The organism is Kitasatospora sp. NPDC054795 (assembly GCF_053611565.1).
The window spans coordinates 47834-64776 of sequence record NZ_JBSHAP010000037.1 but is presented as its reverse complement, the minus strand read 5'-3'; the positions used below and the strand labels follow the sequence as shown (position 1 = coordinate 64776).

The following is a 16943-nucleotide window of genomic DNA, read 5'->3' as shown; positions in this document are numbered from 1 at the left end:
GCCGGGGTGCCGGGCTCTCGTCCCGGGCGCGGTGCCCGGGTCGGAGCCGGGTCAGAGCTGGGTCAGGCCCGCCAGCCCGGTCGTCCGCACCACGCCGGTGGCGGTCCCGGTGGTGGTCCCGGCCAGGGCGGCCGCCGTGTCGGTGACGGAGAGCCGGCTGTCCTCGCCCCCGAGGCTGGCCTTGGCCCCGGGGATCACCTGCACCGCGCCGGAGACCAGGCGCGGGTCGATCTCGTCCACCTTCAGCCGGCCGTCGGCGAGCTGGCCGGCGCCGTCCTGGGCGAGCGAGAGCGGTTTGCCGAGGGTGAGCCCCGGGGTCTTGGCGTGCAGCGGCGCGGCCGGGGCGTCCAGCAGCACCTTGCCGAGGTCGGCGCCCTGGTCGACCAGCGGGATCGGCAGATCGGCCTTGGCGCTCGGGCCGACCTTGCCGGTGGTCAGCTGGGGGAGGATCTGCTCCGGGAGCAGCGCGCCGCCGCCGCTGGTGGTCCGGTCGGGCGCCGGCGGCATCAGGAGCGAGGCCGGGATGCCGGCCGTGAGACGGCTGCCCAGCGGGGCGAGCGGGATGTCCGCCGGGACCTGCTGGGTGGCCAGCGCGTCCTCCAGCGCGCCGACCTGGTCGGGGCCGATCGGGGTGGCGGCGCCGGCCGCTCCTTGGGAGGCGAGCACACCGGCACCGACCGCCAGCAGCATCGCGCCGGCCCGCTGGGAGAACTTCATGCTTTTCACCGTTCTGCTGTCCGTACTGGGGATCACTGGGAAGGGCTGCGGGGCCGCAACCGGAAAGCGATCTGCTCAACGAGTGACCGGGAGCGCGGATTGCGGCCGTTAACCGGTTCGGAGTAATAATCCGATCGGATTCCCCCCGCCGTCGTGCCTCCGGGACTCTTTTCAAAAATCCCCGTAACCTTCCGTGCCGTCGTTCTTTGATCTGGACGTCAGTGACTGCAGACCGGGTCTGAGCGTTCTCAGCGTTGTACGCACGGAATCCAAAGAGCATTTCAGAGAGGGATCTCGCCATGATCCAGAAGTCCTTCGCCGCCGCCGGCCTGGCCGTCGCCGCGCTGGCCGGTGCCGCCGCGCCCGCCTCCGCCATCGGTGACGCGGACGGCGCCGCCGCCTCCATCGAGGGCAACGGCGGTACCAACTTCACGGGCACGGTCGGGAACAACAGCCCGAACTTCCACTTCCTGGACAACCCGAACATCTGCCTGCCGGAGATCCACAACATCGCGGTCGGCGTGCTCGGCGTGGCCGTCCCGGTCGAGGTCCCGATCGCCAACAACGGCGGCAGGCAGTACTGCACCGTCGGCCAGGGCACCCAGAGCCAGGGCGACGGCGGCGTGTCCCACCTGATCGGCTGATCGGTCGCCGCTCCGTTCTCCCTGCACCACCCTCACGATCCACCTACGAATCGCTCCCCGATTCACCCCGAGAGGAAAACCAGAGATGATCAAGAAGTCCCTCGCCGCCGCCGGCCTGGCCGCCGCCGCCTTCGCGATGTCCGCCGGCTCGGCCTCCGCCATCGTCGACTCGGACGGCGCCGCCACCTCCGTCCAGGGCAACGGCGGCACCAACCACACCGGCACCGCCGGCAACGGCAGCCCGAACAGCCACGTTCTGGACAACCCGAACATCTGCCTGCCGGAGATCCACAACATCGCCGTCGCCGTCATCGGCGTCGCGGTTCCGGTCGAGGTTCCGGTCCTGAACAACCAGCCGAAGCAGATCTGCAACGTCGGCCAGAACACCCAGTCCACGGGCGACGCGGGTGTCTCGCACCTGATCGGCTGATCAAGGGGCACAGCACGGTCGGAGGGCCCGGGGTGGAACACCTCCCCGGGCCCTCCGGGCTGTGCGGGCGAAGTGTCCGGCCGGCCGCGCCGCAGCGCGGTCCGGCCGGGTGAGCGGCGGGCCGGTCCGGCGCGTGGATCGCCGATCAGGACCGCCGGTTGTGATCACGTGTCAGAGCGCCCGCGGGGCGCTCCCAGAGAGAGGGCAGTTCCATGAAGAGCAAGCTGGCCAAGGCCGCCCTGACCGCCGCCGCCGCACTGGCGCTCGCGGGTGCCGCCACCCCGGCCTTCGCCCACGTCGGCCTGGCCGGCGGCGGCGAGTTCGTCGCCTCCGCCGACCAGCCGTTCGTGGCCGGCGGGGGCTTCGGCGTCGCCCACGCCGGTGACGTCGTCGCCGGAGGCTTCGGCGGCGGTGCCGCCACCTCCACCGACGTGATCGGCGGCGGCGCGGGCTTCGCGCACGCCGGCGACGTGGGCATCTGAGTCCACGGCCTGACGGAAACCCGGAAGGCCGGGTCGCTCCCCCACGGGAGCGGCCCGGCCTTCCGCCGTACGGGGTCCGCTACTTGAGCATCGCGGCGGCTTCGAGGGCCCAGTAGGTGAGGATCTGCTCGGCGCCCGCACGGCGGATCGAGGTGAGCGTCTCCATGATCATCCGCTCCCGGTCGATCCAGCCGTTCGCGGCGGCCGCCTCGACCATCGCGTACTCGCCGGACACCTGGTAGGCGGAGACCGGCACCGGGGAGGCGTCGGCGACCTGGCGCAGGATGTCCAGGTAGGCCATGGCCGGCTTGACCATCACCATGTCCGCGCCCTCGGCGAGGTCCTGCGCCAGCTCGCGCAGCGACTCGCGGGCGTTGGCCGGGTCCTGCTGGTAGGTCTTGCGGTCGCCCTTGAGCGAGGACCCGACGGCCTCGCGGAACGGGCCGTAGAAGGCCGAGGCGTACTTGGCGGTGTAGGCGAGGATGCCCACGTCCTGGTGCCCGGCCTCGTCCAGTGCCCGCCGGATCACGGCGATCTGGCCGTCCATCATGCCGGACGGGCCGACCAGGTGGACGCCGGCGTCGGCCTGCACCCGGGCCATCTCGGCGTAACGCTCCAGGGTGGCGTCGTTGTCGACGCTGCCGTCCGCGGCCAGCACGCCGCAGTGCCCGTGGTCCGTGTACTCGTCCAGGCAGAGGTCCGACATGACCACCAGGGAGTCGCCGACCTCGGAGACCACGTCCCGGATCGCCTGCTGGAGGATGCCGTCCGGGTTGGTGCCCTCGCTGCCGATCGCGTCCTGCACCTGCGGGACGCCGAACAGCATGAGGCCGCCCAGGCCCGCCTCGGCCGCCTCCACCGCGGCCTTGCGCAGGGTGTCCCGGGTGTGCTGGACCACGCCCGGCATCGAACTCACCGGGACGGGCTCGCTGACGCCCTCGCGGACGAACAGCGGCAGGATCAGCTCCGCCGGGTGCAGCCGGGTCTCGGCCACCAGGCGGCGCATCGCCGGGCTCCGGCGCAGTCGGCGCGGGCGTACGTACGGGAATTCAGCGGACACGGCTTCTCTCTCCGAACGGTTGTGCAGTGCCGGGGGCGACGGTCGGCCGCCCCCGGCCATGAGGGGTGTCAGCGGGCCTTGCGGCGCGAGCCGGGACGACGCTCGCTGGGCCGGTAGACCGGCTCACCGGCGGCCGTCGCGGTGTCGCGGCGCTTGGCCCCGAAGTCTGCCAGCGCCTGGGCCAGCGCGGCCGCCGACGGCGCCGGGGCCATCACGTCGACCCGCAGGCCGTGCTCCTCGGCGGTCTTGGCGGTGGCCGGGCCGATGCAGGCGATGACGGTCACGTTGTGCGGCTTGCCCGCGATGCCGACCAGGTTCCGGACGGTCGAGGACGAGGTGAACAGCACCGCGTCGAAACCGCCGCCCTTGATCGCCTCACGGGTCTCGGCCGGCGGCGGCGAGGCGCGCACCGTCCGGTACGCCGTCACGTCGTCGACCTCCCAGCCGAGCTCGACCAGGCCGGCCACCAGGGTCTCGGTGGCGATGTCGGCGCGCGGCAGCAGCACCCGGTCGATCGGGTCGAAGACCGGGTCGTACGGCGGCCAGTCCTCCAGCAGGCCGGCCGCGGACTGCTCGCCGGAGGGCACCAGGTCCGGCTTCACGCCGAAGTCCACCAGCGCCTGCGCGGTGGTCTCGCCGACCGCCGCGACCTTGATCCCGGCGAACGCGCGGGCGTCCAGGCCGTACTCCTCGAACTTCTCCCGGACGGCGCGCACCGCGTTCACCGAGGTGAAGGCGATCCACTCGTAGCGACCGGTGACCAGGCCCTTGATGGCCCGCTCCATCTGCTGCGGGGTGCGCGGCGGCTCGACCGCGATGGTCGGCACCTCCTGCGGCACCGCGCCGTACGAGCGCAGTTGCTCGGACAGGCCGGTGGCCTGCTCCTTGGTGCGCGGCACGAGGACGTTCCAGCCGAACAGCGGCTTGGTCTCGAACCACGAGTGCGAGGCCCGGTGGGCGACCTGCTCTCCCACCACGGCTATCACCGAGGTGGCCGGGTCGACCGGGGCGGAGACCGGCGAGGGCAGCACCCGGGCGGCCTTCAGGTCGGCCGCGATGCCGGACAGGGTGGAGGTGAAGGTCCGCTGGCGGGTGGTGGTGCCGGAGAGCGTGGCGCTCAGCGCCGACTCCGGCTTGCGGCCGCACGCGACCAGGGCGGTCGCGGTGGCGGGCAGCTGGCCCAGGGTGGTGCGGACCACCAGGGTGGTCTCCGGCGCGCCCAGGTCCACCGGGCTGCCGGCCAGCAGCGCGGCGCCGTCGACGAAGCGCACGTCGGTGCCGGACCCGCCGCGCAGCGGGACGCCCGCGTACGCCGGGACGCCGACCGACTGGGCGACGCCCGGGATCACCTCGAACGGGATCCCGTCGCCCGCGCAGCTGAGCATCTCCTCGGCGGCGCAGCCGTCCAGGCCGGGGTCGCCGTCGACGGTGCGGACCACGTGCTTGCCGGAGCGGACGGCCTCGGCGACCAGCTTGGCCAGGTCGAAGTCGGTGCCCTCGGCGGCGGGGGCGTGCACCTGCACGCCGGCCGGACAGTGGCTGCGCACGGCGGCGGCGGTCAGCGGGTCGGCGACCAGCACGTCGGCGGTGGACAGCACCTCGACCGCGCGCAGGGTCAGCAGGCCCGGGTCCCCGGGGCCCGCGCCCAGGAAGGTGCACCGTCCGGTGGCGGGCTGTCCCACCGGGAACAGGGCATCGGTGGCGGTGGTGGGGCTCATCGGGCTCGCTCCCCCATCAGGGCGGCCGCGCCCGCGGCGAGCAGCCGGTCAGCCAGCGCGCGGCCGAGGGCCACCGCCTGCTGCTCGGCGGTCTCGTCGAGGACGATCGGACCGTTGGCGGACATCTTCAGCAGGGCGGTTCCGTCGGGGTCGCCGACCACGCCGTCCAGCCGCAGTTCGTTCTCCCGGCCCCAGGTGGCCAGCGCGGCCACCGGCGCCGAGCAGCCGGCCTCCAGGGTGGCCAGCAGGGCGCGCTCGGCGGCCACGGCGACCCGGGTGGGGGCGTGGTCCAGCGCCGCGAGCGCGGCGGTCAGCCCGGTGTCGGCGGTGGCGCACTCGATCGCGAGCGCGCCCTGGCCGGGGGCCGGGACCATCACCTCGGTGTCGAGGTGCTGGGATATCTCGGCGCTGCGGCCGAGCCGGTTCAGGCCGGCCGTCGCCAGCACCACCGCGTCCAGCTCGCCGCTGGTCACGAAGCCGATCCGGGTGTCCACGTTGCCGCGGATCGCGACGGTCTCCAGCTGCGCGCCGCGGGCGTTGGCCCAGGCGTTCAGCTGCGCCATCCGGCGGGGCGAGCCGGTGCCGATCCGGGCCGGGCGGCCGGCGCCGGCCAGCTTCTCGACCAGCTCCTCCAGGGCCAGGCCCTCGGTCGCGACCAGGGCGTCCCGGACGTCCTCGCGCTCGGGGACGGCGGCCAGCGCCAGTCCCCGGGGGGCGGCGGTGGGCAGGTCCTTGAGCGAGTGCACGGCGAAGTCGATCCGCCCCTCCAGCAGCGCGTCGCGCAGCGCGGAGACGAACACCCCGGTGCCGCCGATCTGCGCCAGCGACTCCCGGGAGGTGTCGCCGTAGGTGGTGATCTCGACCAGCTCGACGGCGCGCCCGGTGACCCTGGTCACCTCGCGGGCCACCATGCCCGACTGCGCCATGGCGAGGGCGCTGCGCCGGGTGCCGAGCCGCAGGGCCGCGGTGGCCGAGGGCTGCTCCGTGATCGGTTGACCATTCATGAGGTGATCGTCCCGGTGGTACTCGTGGGATGGCTGACGGTTCATCTGGTGCTCCCGGCCGAGGGCTGGGGCGCCCCGCCGACGGGCGTGCCCGACACGGCGTGCACGGCCGCCGGGTCGAGGTCGAACAGTTCGCGCAGCGCCTCCGCGTAGGAGGCGCCGCCCGGCTCGGCGGCCAGCTGCTTCACCCGGACGGTCGGGGCGTGCAGCAGCTTGTCGACGACGCGGCGGACGGTCTGGGTGATCTCGGCGCGCGAGCGCTCGTCCAGGTCGGGCAGCCGGGAGTCCAGCCGGCCGAGCTCGGCGGCGACCACGTCGGAGGCCATCGAGCGCAGCGCGACCACGGTCGGCGCGATCCGGGCGGCCCGCTGGGCGGCGCCGAAGGCGGTCACCTCGTCGGAGACGATCCGGGTGACCTGGTCGACGTCGCCGGCGCCGGGGCTGGCGGCGTGCGCGTGGGAGAGGCTCTCCAGGTCGACCAGCAGGGCGCCGGGCAGCTCGTGCACGGTGTGGTCGACGTCGCGCGGCATGGCCAGGTCGAGCAGGGCGAGCGGCTCGGACGCCCCGTGGCGGAGCCGCTGGGCGTCCCGCCGGGAGGCGACCGCGGCGGCCACGTCCTCGGCCTTGATCACCACACCGGCCGCGCCGGTGCAGGAGATCACCAGGTCCACCTCGGCGAGCGCCTCCGGCACCTTGGCCAGGTCCAGGACCGAGGCCACGTCCGGGCCGAGGATCTCGACCAGCCGCTCGGCGCGGGCCGGGGTCCGGTTGGCGATCAGCAGGTCGGTCACGCCGGAGCGGACCAGGGTGGCGGCAGCCAGCGAGCTCATCGAGCCGGCGCCGACCACCAGCGCGCGCTTGCCGGCGATCTCGCCCGCGCCCGCCGCGACCTGCTCCAGGCCGAAGGTGACCAGCGACTGGCCGGCCTTGTCGATGCCGGTCTCGCTGTGCGCGCGCTTGCCGACCCGCAGGGCCTGCTGGAACAGCTCGTTCAGACCGCGCCCGGCGGTGTGCTCCTCCTGGGCCTTGGCCAGCGCGTCGCGCAGCTGGCCGAGGATCTGGCCCTCGCCGACGACCATCGAGTCCAGGCCGCAGGCCACCGAGAAGAGGTGGTGGACGGCGCGGTCCTCGTAGTGGACGTACAGGTGGGAGGTCAGCTCCTCCAGGTCCACCCCGCTGTGGTGGGCCAGCAGCAGCGACAGCTCGGCGACGCCGGCGTGGAACTTGTCCACGTCCGCGTACAGCTCGATCCGGTTGCAGGTGTTCAGCAGCGCGGCCTCGCCGACCGTCGCGGTGGCGGCCGCGTCGTGCAGCAGCCGGGTCGGTACGTCACCCGTCAGCGCGGCGCGTTCCAGCACCCCGACCGGGGCGGTGCGATGGCTCAGCCCTACGACGAGAAGGCTCATGCCCGCCCCCCACAGCTCTCGGTGTTCATGCGGGCATCACCGCGGAGAGATCCCCGTCGCCGCCCTTGGCGGACTTTCCCTTGGCCTGCTCGGCCTGGTCCTTGGCCGCCGACTCGACGGTGCCCCGGGGCTTGCCGCTGCCGCCGGCCGCGCGGCGCAGCTTGGCGGCGGCCGCCCGGACCGGACCGGGGGCACGGTCCAGCACCGACTCGGCACGGTCGTCCGGCTCCTCGCCGGCCTTGCGCTGCTCGTGGAAGGCGAGGATCTGGAGCTCGATGGAGAGGTCCACCTTGCGCACGTCCACGCCGTCCGGGACGGTCAGCACGGTCGGGGCGAAGTTCAGGATGCTGGTGACGCCGGCCTCCACCAGCCGGTCGCACACCTGCTGGGCGGCGCCGGGCGGGGTGGTGATCACGCCGATGGAGACGTGCTGGCTCTCGACGATCGACTCCAGCTCGTCCATGTGCCGCACCGGCAGTCCGGCCGCGGTGGAACCGACCACGTTGGGGTCGGCGTCCAACAGGGCGGCCACCCGGAAGCCGCGGGAGGCGAACCCGCCGTAGTTGGCGAGCGCGTGGCCGAGGTTCCCGATGCCGACGATGACGACCGGCCAGTCCTGGGTCAGGCCGAGTTCGCGGGAGATCTGGTAGACGAGGTACTCGACGTCGTAGCCGACACCGCGGGTGCCGTAGGAGCCGAGGTAGGAGAAGTCCTTGCGCAGCTTGGCCGAGTTCACGCCCGCCGCGGCGGCCAGCTCCTCGGAGGAGACGGTCGGCACCGAGCGCTCGGAGAGCGCGGTGAGGGCCCGCAGATAGAGGGGCAGGCGGGCGACTGTCGCCTCCGGGATGCCCCGGGCACGCGACGGTCGGCGCGCGGCGCCCTGGTCGGGCGTCTGCGAACTGCTCTGTGGTGATCGGCCGATTGCCACGGTGCTCCTGTGGGTGAAGCTGGGCTTTGGCAGCCAGGCTATGCGTTTGTGAACGTGTGCACAAAGATGGTGTCCGTTTTGTCCCTGCACAGTGATGCGCATCACGCCATCGACCGCATAGCACCGGCCCGGGTCAGCACGACCTCCGGGGCTCGCGAACCGGGCAGCCAGGGGCCGTACGGGGCCTCCCTGCGCAGCAGCGGGACGCCGGCGCCGGACGGGTGGGAACGGGCCCGCCCCAGCCGGGGCCAGGGCACCTCGGCGGCCTCGCGCAGCGGGCCGGTCCAGTCGCCCGGCGGGCAGGACGGGGCACCCAGGCAGTGCCGCAGCAGCTCGGCGGTCACCCGGGCGTCGCCCAGCGCGGTGTGCGCCGGGTACCAGCCGAGGTCCGCCGCCTCCGCGCAGGCCGCCAGGCCCTGGCCGCGGGCCTGCGGCAGGTGGGCGCGGGCCAGCCGCATCGTGCACAGCAGCGGCACGGGCGGCAGCGGCACCCCGATCCGGGCGAACTCGCGATCCAGGAAGGCGTGGTCGCAGCTGACGTGGTGACCCACCAGCACCCGGCCGGCCAGCAGCTCCAGCAGCCGCGGGGCGATCTCCCGGAAGCGCGGGGCGCCCTCCACGTCGCACTGGCGTATCCGGTGCACATGGGTCGGGCCGACCGGGCCCAGCGGATCCAGCAGGGTGGCGAACTCGCCCTCGGGACGCAGCCGCTCGTCGAGCAGCACCACGGCCACCTCGACCACCCGGTGCCGCCACGGGCTGCGGCCGGTCGCCTCCACGTCCACCACGGCGAAGCCCCGGGGGACCGTCCGGGGCTCCGGAGCTCCGGACACCCCGGGGGCAGGACCGGGAAGCATGGCGCACTCCTCGTGTGCTCAGCCCCCCACGGGCGCAAACGCGTTCGATCGTAAGCCGACCAACCCGCCCCGCCCCACGCCGGAACGGAGTGTCTTTGGCAACGATTCGGCGAACCTCCCCCGCCGATCGGCGGGGGGTCGGTACACGGACGAACGCCCGGTCAGGCCCCGCTCAGCCGCCGAGGGCAGTGCGCAGACGGCGCTCGTCGACCCGCCAGAAGTCGTGCTGGCGACCGTCGATCAGGGTGACCGGAATCTGCTCCCAGTAGCGGCGGTACAGCTCCTCGTCCCGGGTGATGTCCCGCTCCTCGAAGGACGCCCCCAGCTCGCCCGTCACCCGGAGGATCACCTCGCGGGCCTCGTCGCACAGGTGGCAGCCCGGCTTGCCGACCAGGGTCACGGTCCGGTCCGCGGGCTCGGGGCTCTTACGTCGCAGCAGTGGGCTCACCACCCCATTCTCCGCCATGGCACCCGCCCGCCCGGCGGCGCCCGGCACCCGGTGGAGCTGTTCACCTCGCGGGCACGGCTCCGTCACGGTCGCCGCGCGCCCGGCTGGCTATCCTCGATGACATGGCCGTGCTCAGAAGGCTCACCCAGGCAAGGCGTTCCAGCAGCGAGCGGAGCGCCCTGGCCGGCGAAGCCGCGGCCGAGGCGGCCGAGGCCGCGCTGCGGGCCGAGCCCGGGCCGGACGGCACCGCGGGGCGGGACGGCGGCACCGAGCCGGACAGCGGTACCGGAACGGACGACAGCACCGGAACGGACGGCAGCACCGGGCCGGACGCGCCGGCTGCGGCGAAGCCCGGCAAGGCCCCCAAGGCCCCCAAGGCCTCGACCGAGAACCACACCCCGGACCCGGACGACCCCCGCGCCGCCGCCTTCTTCGACTGCGACAACACCATCCTGCGCGGCGCCGCGATCTTCTACCTCGGCGTCGGCCTCTACCGCCGCGGCTTCTTCACCCGCCGCGACATCGCCCGCTTCGCCTGGCAGCAGGCCTGGTTCCGGCTGCACGGCACCGAGGACCCGGACCACATCTCCGACGCCAAGCAGTCCGCCCTCGGCATCGTGGCCGGCAAGCCCACCGCCGACCTGGAGGCGATCTGCGAGGAGATCTTCGAGGAGGTCGTGGCGGACAAGATCTGGCCCGGCACCCGCGCCCTGGTCCAGATGCACCTGGACGCCGGCCAGCGGGTCTGGCTGGTCACCGCCGCCCCGCTGGAGGTGGCCAGGATCATCGCCCGGCGGCTCGGCATGACCGGCGCGCTGGGCACCGTCGCCGAGGCCCGGGACGGCCTGTACACCGGCCGGCTGGTCGGCGACCTGCTGCACGGCCCGGCCAAGGCCGCCGCCGTTCGCGCGCTGGCCCGGCGCGAACGCCTCGACCTCGACCGCTGCGCCGCCTACAGCGACTCGGCCAACGACATCCCGATGCTCTCGCTGGTCGGCCACCCGTACGTGGTGAACCCGGACGGCGCACTGCGGCGCCACGCCCGGACCCAGGGCTGGCGGGTGCGGGACTTCCGGACCGGGCGCAAGGCGGCCCGGGTGGGGCTGCCGGCCGCGGCCGCGCTCGGGGTGCTGGCCGGCGCGACGGCGGCCGGGGTGGCGCTGAACCGGCGCAGGCGCCGCTCCTGAACCTCCCGCGCCGGGGGCCGCGCGGGCTCCCGAAGGCCGCCGGGGGCGCGCCCGAAAGCCGCCCCAGGATGGTCGGGAGATCGCCGGCGGGTCGCCGGGAAGCCGTCGGAACGCCGTCGGGACGCCGTCCGGACGGGCTCGCCCCGGCGGGTGAGCGGGCGTCAACAGGGCCTCTGACCTGGCCCCTCTTACGGGCGAACTCCCCTGCACCGCAGGGTGGTCCGAGTCACCTGCACGAACCTGTCACCCGGTGACCGGTTCTGATCGTTCGCCAGGCCGGGAAAGTCAGGGGTTGCCGAGCCCCAAGGCTGGGAAACCGCCCCTCAGGCCGCCGAATTGGTCACCCTGAGCGCCTGTTCGATCACGTTGAGCCGGATGAACGATGACAGCTCCGGTCAGTGTCAGCCGAATATGCACAACAAATGGATCCCAAACGACCACTTCGACCACACGGTGTAGCTGTCATTGCACAAAGCGTTATTCTCTCCTGGATGCACGTCACCACGCGTCCCGCTCGAACGGACGCTTCAGGGAGTGCTCTCCGCGCAGGCGGAGGTGATCCGTCCACAGTTCTGCCTCTGGGAGTCCCGTGTACCCACCCGTCCGGAACGACGCGCCTGCACCCTCCCGCCCGTCGTCCGCGCCCCTGCGTCCCCGCACCGGCCTGCGCGGTCGGCCGACCGCCGAGCGGCAGATCTCCACCGGCCTGACCCTGTTGCGCTCCCTGCTCCGCAGCCAGTTCGCCGTCCTGCCCCAACTCGCGCCGGCTGGAGGATCGTTCGTCCAGCCCCAGCCCCAGCCGCCCGGCCCGGCGCTGCGCACCACCGCCGCCGGCTCGGCCGGCACCGGCTCGCGCGGCCGCACCGGCAGCACCGGCGCCGGCCGGGGCCGCGCCCGGACGGCGCCCAACCCCGGCTACGAGACCGAGCACAACCCGATCATGGAGCTGGTCGAACGGGCCCAGGCCGGCGAGAGCGACGCCTTCGGGCGGCTCTACGACCACTACGCGGACACCGTCTACCGCTACATCTACTACCGGGTCGGCAGCCGGGCCACGGCCGAGGACCTCACCAGCGAGACCTTCCTGCGCGCCCTGCGCCGGATCGGCACGTTCACCTGGCAGGGCCGGGACTTCGGCGCCTGGCTGGTCACCATCGCCCGCAACCTGGTCGCCGACCACTTCAAGTCCAGCCGCTTCCGGCTGGAGGTCACCACCGGCGAGATGCTGGACTCCAACGAGTGCGAGCGCAGCCCGGAGGAGTCGGTGCTGGAGTCGCTCTCCAACGCCGCCCTGCTGGACGCCGTGCGCCGGCTCAACCCGCAGCAGCAGGAGTGCGTCACCCTGCGCTTCCTGCAGGGGCTCTCGGTGGCCGAGACGGCCCGGATCATGGGCAAGAACGAGGGCGCCATCAAGACCCTCCAGTACCGCGCCGTCCGCACCCTGGCCCGGCTGCTCCCGCCCGACGCGCGATGAACCGTGCCGAGGACGACCCCGGTGCCATACGGCACGGCCGTCCGTCACCGTTCGCGCCCGGCCGACACGTCAGGGTGAACGGTCGGTCCGATGATCAGCCGTGCGTAACCGACCGCCCGCACCACTCGTTGGCCAACGTGCAAGCCCCCACCAGGCGTACGGTCAAGTCGAATTGCGGCCTATCACCCGATGGAGTGGCTTTGGCCAGCCAGGGCAACCGTCCGGCAGGCCAGGGTGTCGACAACGACGAAGGGAGGTGTGGCCCGTGACGGCAAACGTGCTGGAGCACCGGCGGGCGAAGGCCTTCGCCGAGGCGCTGGAGGCCCACCAGGCAGAGCAACGCGCTGCGGCCAACGCCGAATCGGACAACGCCGCCGCCACCGGCGCCGGTCCGGTCGCGATGGCCGAACTGGTCGGTCTGACCGACGCGCTGGGGGCGCTGCCCGGGCCGGTGCTGGACCGGGAGGTCCGCACGGTCCAACGCGCCCAGCTGATGGCCGCGTTCGAGCAGGCCTTCGCCGGCGGAACGGGCACCCCGGTGCCCCGGCAGCGCCGCCACCGGGCGATCCGGACGGCGCCGCGCGGCCGCTGGAGCCGCCGGTTCGCGATCGGCGGGCTGGTCGCCGGGCTCGCCGTCGGCAGCCTGACCGGCGCCGCCGCGGCCAGCGCCCACGCCCTCCCCGGGGACACGCTGTACGGCCTCAAGCGCGGGCTGGAGGGACTCCGGCTCGACTTCGCCGGTTCCGACTCCGAGCGCGGCGAACTGCTGCTCGACAACGCGGCCACCCGACTCGGCGAGGCCAAGACCCTGGTCGGCCGCACCGGCCCGGCCGGCGGCCTCAGCCCGGCCACCGTCGAACAGGTCCGCCGCGCCCTGGACGACATGCACGCCGACGCCCTCAGGGGCCGCGAGCTGCTGCGCTCGGTCTACCGCAGCAACGGCTCGCTCGACCCGATGCGGGCGCTGGCCGGCTTCGCCCACGACGAGGACGGCCGGTGGAGCGAGCTGCAGGGCCGGCTGCCCGTCCAGCTCACCCAGCAGGCCGACCTGGTGAACCGCCTCTTCGACGACATAAGCGAGGACGTCGCGCCCCTGCGCCTGGTCCTGCCCCCCGCTCAGAGCGGTGGCGCGGCCGGCTCCGGAGCGGGCGACGGCTCCTCCCACTCCACCGACGGCTCCCCGGCCGGGTCCCCCGCGGCCGGATCCGGCACCACGGCCGGCGCCGACCGGGCCCCGGGCTCCGCCGGCGACCGCCCCGGCGCCCCCGAGCACGCCCCGGCCAACCCCGGCTCCGGCGCCTCCGGCACCGGGGGCAAGGGCGGCGTCCTGCCGGACACCCTGCCCAGCAGCGCCCCCGACGCCGTCAACGGCCTGGTCGGCGGCCTCACCAGCGGCCTCACCGGCACCAAGCCCTCGCCGAGCGCCGACGCGGCCCCGCAGCAGGCACCGCAGCAGGCCACCCCCGGCGCCCCGAACGCGGCCCAGCCGCAGGGCGTCGAGGTGCCCCCGCTGCTCCCGGACCTGTTGCCCGGGCTGCGCATCCTGGGCGGCTGACGGCAGGGCGGTGGGGGCCCCGCGGGGTGCGATATCCGCCGGGCCCCCGCCGTACCCGGGTCCTTCCGTGGAGCCCCGGCCCCGCGGAAGAACCCGGGCCTCCTCGGCCGAACACCCGCCGGAAGGACACCGCCGACAGAGCGCCGTCGGAAAGGCAGCGTCAGAAGAACACCGAACGCCGCTGCACCAGCAGCTGGTAGAGGGTGTGCTGGATGGTCTCGCGCACCTCGTCGGCCAGGTCGAAGACCAGCATCGGGTCGTCCGCCGCCTCCGCCGGGTAGCTGTCGGTGGCGATCGGCTCGCCGAAGCGGATCGTCCACTTGGTCGGCAGCGGCAGCACCCCGAGCGGGCCCAGCCACGGGAAGGTGGGGGTGACCGGCACGTACGGCAGGCCCAGCAGCCGGGCCAGGGTCTTCACGTTGCCGATCATCGGGTAGGTCTCCTCGGCCCCGACGATCGAGCAGGGCACGATCGGCACCCGCGCCCGCAGAGCCGAGGCGACGAAGCCGCCGCGGCCGAACCGCTGGAGCTTGTAGCGCTCGGAGAACGGCTTCCCGATCCCCTTGAATCCCTCCGGCCAGACCCCGACGACCTCGCCGCGCTCCAGCAGGGCCTGGGCGTCCTCGTTGCAGGCCAGCGTGTGGCCGGCCTTGCGGGCCAGCTCGTTGACGCCGGGCAGTACGAAGACCAGGTCGGCGGCGAGCATCCGCAGGTGCCGCCGGGCAGGGTGGTGGTCGTGGATGACCACCTGGGTCATCAGGGCGTCCAGCGGGATCGTGCCGGAGTGGTTGGCGACGATCAGCGCGCCGCCCTCGGCCGGGATGTGCTCCACGCCCTGGACGTCGATCCGGAAGTACTTCTCGGCCAGAGGGCGCAGCAGCGAGAGCAGCACCTCCTCGGTGAGCTCCCGGTCGAAGCCGAACTCGTCCACCTCGTAGTCGCCGGTCACCCGGCGGCGCAGGAAGGCCAGCCGTTCGGCGGCACGGCCCTCCCAGCCCTTGCCGAACAGTCCGGTGGCGGCCGGGCCGAGCGGCCCGGACAGCACGCCGCCGACGGCCTCGGCGAGCCGGTCGGCCAGTTTCGGCCCCTCGGGCGAGGTCCAGCTGGGGGCGGACTCGATCGGGATGACCTTGGCCTCGCCCGGCGCGTTCTCGGCTGCGGCATTCATCGCGGGTTCAGCTCCTCGGTCGGCGGGGGCGGTTCGGTACGGCGTCCGGTCCGGCGGCCGCCCCCGCGGAGGCGGCCCCTTCCGGGCCGAGCAGGGCCGTCAGCCGGTCGGTGACGGCGGCCAGCCGCTCGGGCGGCAGCAGCCCCGGCCCCTGCGCGGCGGCGAAGTCGGCGAAGGCCTCCGGGGTGCCGAACGCCGGGCGGTAGCCGAAGGTGTCGCGCAGCCGCGCGGTGTCCACCACCCGGCCGTGGGTGAGCAGCCGCAGCTGCTCGGGCGAGACGTCGACCAGCCGGGTCTGCCGGGCCAGCACGGCCATCCAGCTGACCGCGGGCAGCAGCAGCGGCAGGGTGGGCCGGCCGAGCCGGCGGGCGCACTGGGAGAGCAGCAGGACGCCCTCCCCCGCCACGTTGAAGGTCCCGGTGTTGACGGTGCCCGGCGCGGGCTCGTCGGCGGCCCGGCAGAGCACTGCGACGGCGTCGTCCTCGTGCACGAACTGCAGCCGCGGGTCGTAGCCGAGCACAGTCGGCAGCACGGGCAGCGCGAAGTACTCGCTGAGCGGGGTGTCCGCGTCCGGGCCGACGATGTTGGCGAAGCGCAGCACCGTCACCGCGACGTCCGGGCGGCGCCGGGCGAAGCCGCGCACATAGCCCTCGACCTCCGCCGCGTCCTTGGCGAAGCCGCCGCCGGGCGGGTCCTTGGGCTGCATCCGCTCGCTGAACACCGCCGGGTCGCGGGGCGCGGATCCGTAGACACCGGTGGTGGACTTCACCACCAGCCGGCGCACCCCGGGGGCCTTCTGGCAGGCGCCGAGCAGCTGCATGGTGCCGATCACGTTGGACTCCTTCACCGCGGAGCGGTTGGTGGAGCCCAGGCCGGTGGCGCTGACGCTGAGGTGCACCACGGTGTCCACCCGGTGCTCGGCGAGCACCCGGGAGAGCGCCGGGCGGCGCAGGTCGAGCTGGTGGAAGCGGTACGGGGCGGCCGGACCGGCCGGCTCCTCGGGCGGCAGTCGGGGCGGCTGCACGTCCACGCCGACCACCAGGTCCACGCCCGGCCGGCGGCGGACCTCGGCGACGAAGCGGGCACCGAGATGGCGTGCCACGCCGGTGACGAGCACGACCACTCCCACGGTGCTGCCCCCGTTCCCCGGCCCGAACGGCCTGCGTGCACCGTACCGCGCCACGCTGCCGGGCCGTGAAATGACACCGCCCGCCCAGGCCACGAGGGTCTGGGCGGGCGGTGGAAGCGCTGGGCGCGCTAGGCGCGGCCGGGGGCGCTTACTTCTTGTTGCGACGCTGAACGCGGGTCCTCTTCAGAAGCTTGCGGTGCTTCTTCTTGGCCATACGCTTGCGACGCTTCTTGATGACAGAGCCCACGGAACAACCCTCGCTCACTGAGACTCTCGCCCGTGAGAGACGGAGTCCATACGACTGACGTGAGGGCCTAGCCTACCGTCCACGGTGCTAAGGCCGTAATCGTGCTCCCCGATACCGGGAAACTCGGGGGAAATCCCCGACGAACGGGTGCGGTGCCCACCGGTGTGGACCCCGCACCCGCGCGCCGCCGCTACGCGCTCTCGAGCCGCACGTAGGACTCCTTGAGGTACTCGTGCACCGCCTGCTGGGGCACCCGGAAGGACCGTCCGACCCGGATGGCCGGCAGCTCTCCGCTGTGCACCAGTCGGTACACCGTCATCTTGGACACCCGCATGACCGCGGCGACCTCCGCCACGGTCAGGAAGACGACTTCCTGAAGGGGGCGCTCGACGGAACTCATGACCATCACCCGACCCTTACCCGTGTGCAAGGCACCGGCTTCCCCTCCGGTGACTCCACCGGCACACGTGTATCCCCAGAGTAGTTATG

At 73.7% G+C, this 16943-nt stretch carries 18 protein-coding genes; 6 read left to right on the top strand and 12 right to left on the bottom strand.

The features are described from left to right. Positions 1 to 51: 51 nt before the first annotated feature. Entirely contained in the window at positions 52 to 717 is a 666-nt protein-coding gene (locus ACWGJO_RS15945) for a hypothetical protein (RefSeq protein ID WP_452184192.1), read from the bottom strand. Between the two features lie 299 nt (positions 718 to 1016). Between ACWGJO_RS15945 and ACWGJO_RS15940 the strand changes: the two genes are divergently transcribed. The 3 genes from ACWGJO_RS15940 (at position 1017) to ACWGJO_RS15930 (ending at position 2273) form a co-directional block, all read left to right on the top strand. Then, positions 1017 to 1361 carry a rodlet layer protein gene (locus ACWGJO_RS15940; RefSeq protein WP_359902775.1) on the top strand — a complete coding sequence of 115 codons (345 nt, stop codon included), beginning with the start codon at positions 1017 to 1019 and terminating at the stop codon, positions 1359 to 1361. An 85-nt stretch (positions 1362 to 1446) separates the two neighbouring features. Next, a complete protein-coding gene (locus ACWGJO_RS15935; protein ID WP_452184190.1) occupies positions 1447 to 1791 on the top strand; it encodes a rodlet layer protein in 345 nt (114 codons plus the stop codon). A gap of 212 nt (positions 1792 to 2003) precedes the next feature. Next, the gene (locus ACWGJO_RS15930; RefSeq protein ID WP_359902770.1) at positions 2004 to 2273 is read left to right on the top strand and encodes a hypothetical protein; all 270 of its coding nucleotides are present in this window, start codon (positions 2004 to 2006) and stop codon (positions 2271 to 2273) included. 79 nt (positions 2274 to 2352) lie between these two features. Here the strand turns inward: ACWGJO_RS15930 and hemB are convergent, their stop codons facing one another. The 7 genes from hemB to ACWGJO_RS15895 all read right to left on the bottom strand — a co-directional run bounded on the left by hemB (position 2353) and on the right by ACWGJO_RS15895 (position 9712). Further along, the gene (hemB, locus tag ACWGJO_RS15925) at positions 2353 to 3333 is read right to left on the bottom strand and encodes a porphobilinogen synthase (RefSeq protein ID WP_387727001.1); all 981 of its coding nucleotides are present in this window, start codon (positions 3331 to 3333) and stop codon (positions 2353 to 2355) included. Between the two features lie 68 nt (positions 3334 to 3401). Continuing rightward, the gene (locus ACWGJO_RS15920) at positions 3402 to 5051 is read right to left on the bottom strand and encodes a bifunctional uroporphyrinogen-III C-methyltransferase/uroporphyrinogen-III synthase (RefSeq protein WP_387686070.1); all 1650 of its coding nucleotides are present in this window, start codon (positions 5049 to 5051) and stop codon (positions 3402 to 3404) included. Next, on the bottom strand, positions 5048 to 6055 hold the full coding sequence (hemC, locus tag ACWGJO_RS15915; protein WP_387686069.1) for a hydroxymethylbilane synthase: 1008 nt from the start codon (positions 6053 to 6055) through the stop codon (positions 5048 to 5050). Before hemC ends, ACWGJO_RS15920 begins: the two co-directional genes overlap by 4 nt. A gap of 41 nt (positions 6056 to 6096) precedes the next feature. Continuing rightward, positions 6097 to 7461, bottom strand: a complete 1365-nt coding sequence (locus ACWGJO_RS15910) for a glutamyl-tRNA reductase (RefSeq protein ID WP_452184187.1) — start codon at positions 7459 to 7461, stop codon at positions 6097 to 6099. A 25-nt stretch (positions 7462 to 7486) separates the two neighbouring features. Continuing rightward, positions 7487 to 8389, bottom strand: a complete 903-nt coding sequence (locus ACWGJO_RS15905; RefSeq protein WP_359902755.1) for a redox-sensing transcriptional repressor Rex — start codon at positions 8387 to 8389, stop codon at positions 7487 to 7489. A gap of 101 nt (positions 8390 to 8490) precedes the next feature. Then, positions 8491 to 9246 carry a 3'-5' exonuclease gene (locus tag ACWGJO_RS15900; protein WP_452184185.1) on the bottom strand — a complete coding sequence of 252 codons (756 nt, stop codon included), beginning with the start codon at positions 9244 to 9246 and terminating at the stop codon, positions 8491 to 8493. Between the two features lie 172 nt (positions 9247 to 9418). Beyond that, the gene (locus tag ACWGJO_RS15895; protein ID WP_452184183.1) at positions 9419 to 9712 is read right to left on the bottom strand and encodes a glutaredoxin family protein; all 294 of its coding nucleotides are present in this window, start codon (positions 9710 to 9712) and stop codon (positions 9419 to 9421) included. A gap of 104 nt (positions 9713 to 9816) precedes the next feature. On the opposite strand from ACWGJO_RS15895, the gene ACWGJO_RS15890 reads away from it, so the two are divergent. The 3 genes from ACWGJO_RS15890 to ACWGJO_RS15880 all read left to right on the top strand — a co-directional run bounded on the left by ACWGJO_RS15890 (position 9817) and on the right by ACWGJO_RS15880 (position 13910). Continuing rightward, the gene (locus tag ACWGJO_RS15890) at positions 9817 to 10881 is read left to right on the top strand and encodes an HAD family hydrolase (protein WP_452184181.1); all 1065 of its coding nucleotides are present in this window, start codon (positions 9817 to 9819) and stop codon (positions 10879 to 10881) included. A gap of 646 nt (positions 10882 to 11527) precedes the next feature. Then, positions 11528 to 12355 carry an ECF subfamily RNA polymerase sigma factor, BldN family gene (locus ACWGJO_RS15885; protein WP_452184198.1) on the top strand — a complete coding sequence of 276 codons (828 nt, stop codon included), beginning with the start codon at positions 11528 to 11530 and terminating at the stop codon, positions 12353 to 12355. A 265-nt stretch (positions 12356 to 12620) separates the two neighbouring features. Continuing rightward, positions 12621 to 13910, top strand: a complete 1290-nt coding sequence (locus tag ACWGJO_RS15880) for a DUF5667 domain-containing protein (protein ID WP_452184179.1) — start codon at positions 12621 to 12623, stop codon at positions 13908 to 13910. 160 nt (positions 13911 to 14070) lie between these two features. Here the strand turns inward: ACWGJO_RS15880 and ACWGJO_RS15875 are convergent, their stop codons facing one another. The 4 genes from ACWGJO_RS15875 to ACWGJO_RS15860 all read right to left on the bottom strand — a co-directional run bounded on the left by ACWGJO_RS15875 (position 14071) and on the right by ACWGJO_RS15860 (position 16854). Further along, positions 14071 to 15078: a lysophospholipid acyltransferase family protein gene (locus tag ACWGJO_RS15875; RefSeq protein ID WP_452184177.1), complete on the bottom strand. Its 1008-nt coding sequence runs from the start codon at positions 15076 to 15078 to the stop codon at positions 14071 to 14073. Positions 15079 to 15085: 7 nt separating this feature from the next. Beyond that, complete coding sequence (locus tag ACWGJO_RS15870; RefSeq protein ID WP_452184175.1) at positions 15086 to 16207, bottom strand: NAD-dependent epimerase/dehydratase family protein; 1122 nt, start codon at positions 16205 to 16207, stop codon at positions 15086 to 15088. Between the two features lie 148 nt (positions 16208 to 16355). Beyond that, positions 16356 to 16454, bottom strand: coding sequence for a 30S ribosomal protein bS22 (locus tag ACWGJO_RS15865; protein WP_003948845.1), 99 nt, complete (start codon positions 16452 to 16454; stop codon positions 16356 to 16358). A gap of 190 nt (positions 16455 to 16644) precedes the next feature. Beyond that, the gene (locus ACWGJO_RS15860) at positions 16645 to 16854 is read right to left on the bottom strand and encodes a helix-turn-helix domain-containing protein (protein ID WP_045699258.1); all 210 of its coding nucleotides are present in this window, start codon (positions 16852 to 16854) and stop codon (positions 16645 to 16647) included. Positions 16855 to 16943: the final 89 nt, after the last annotated feature.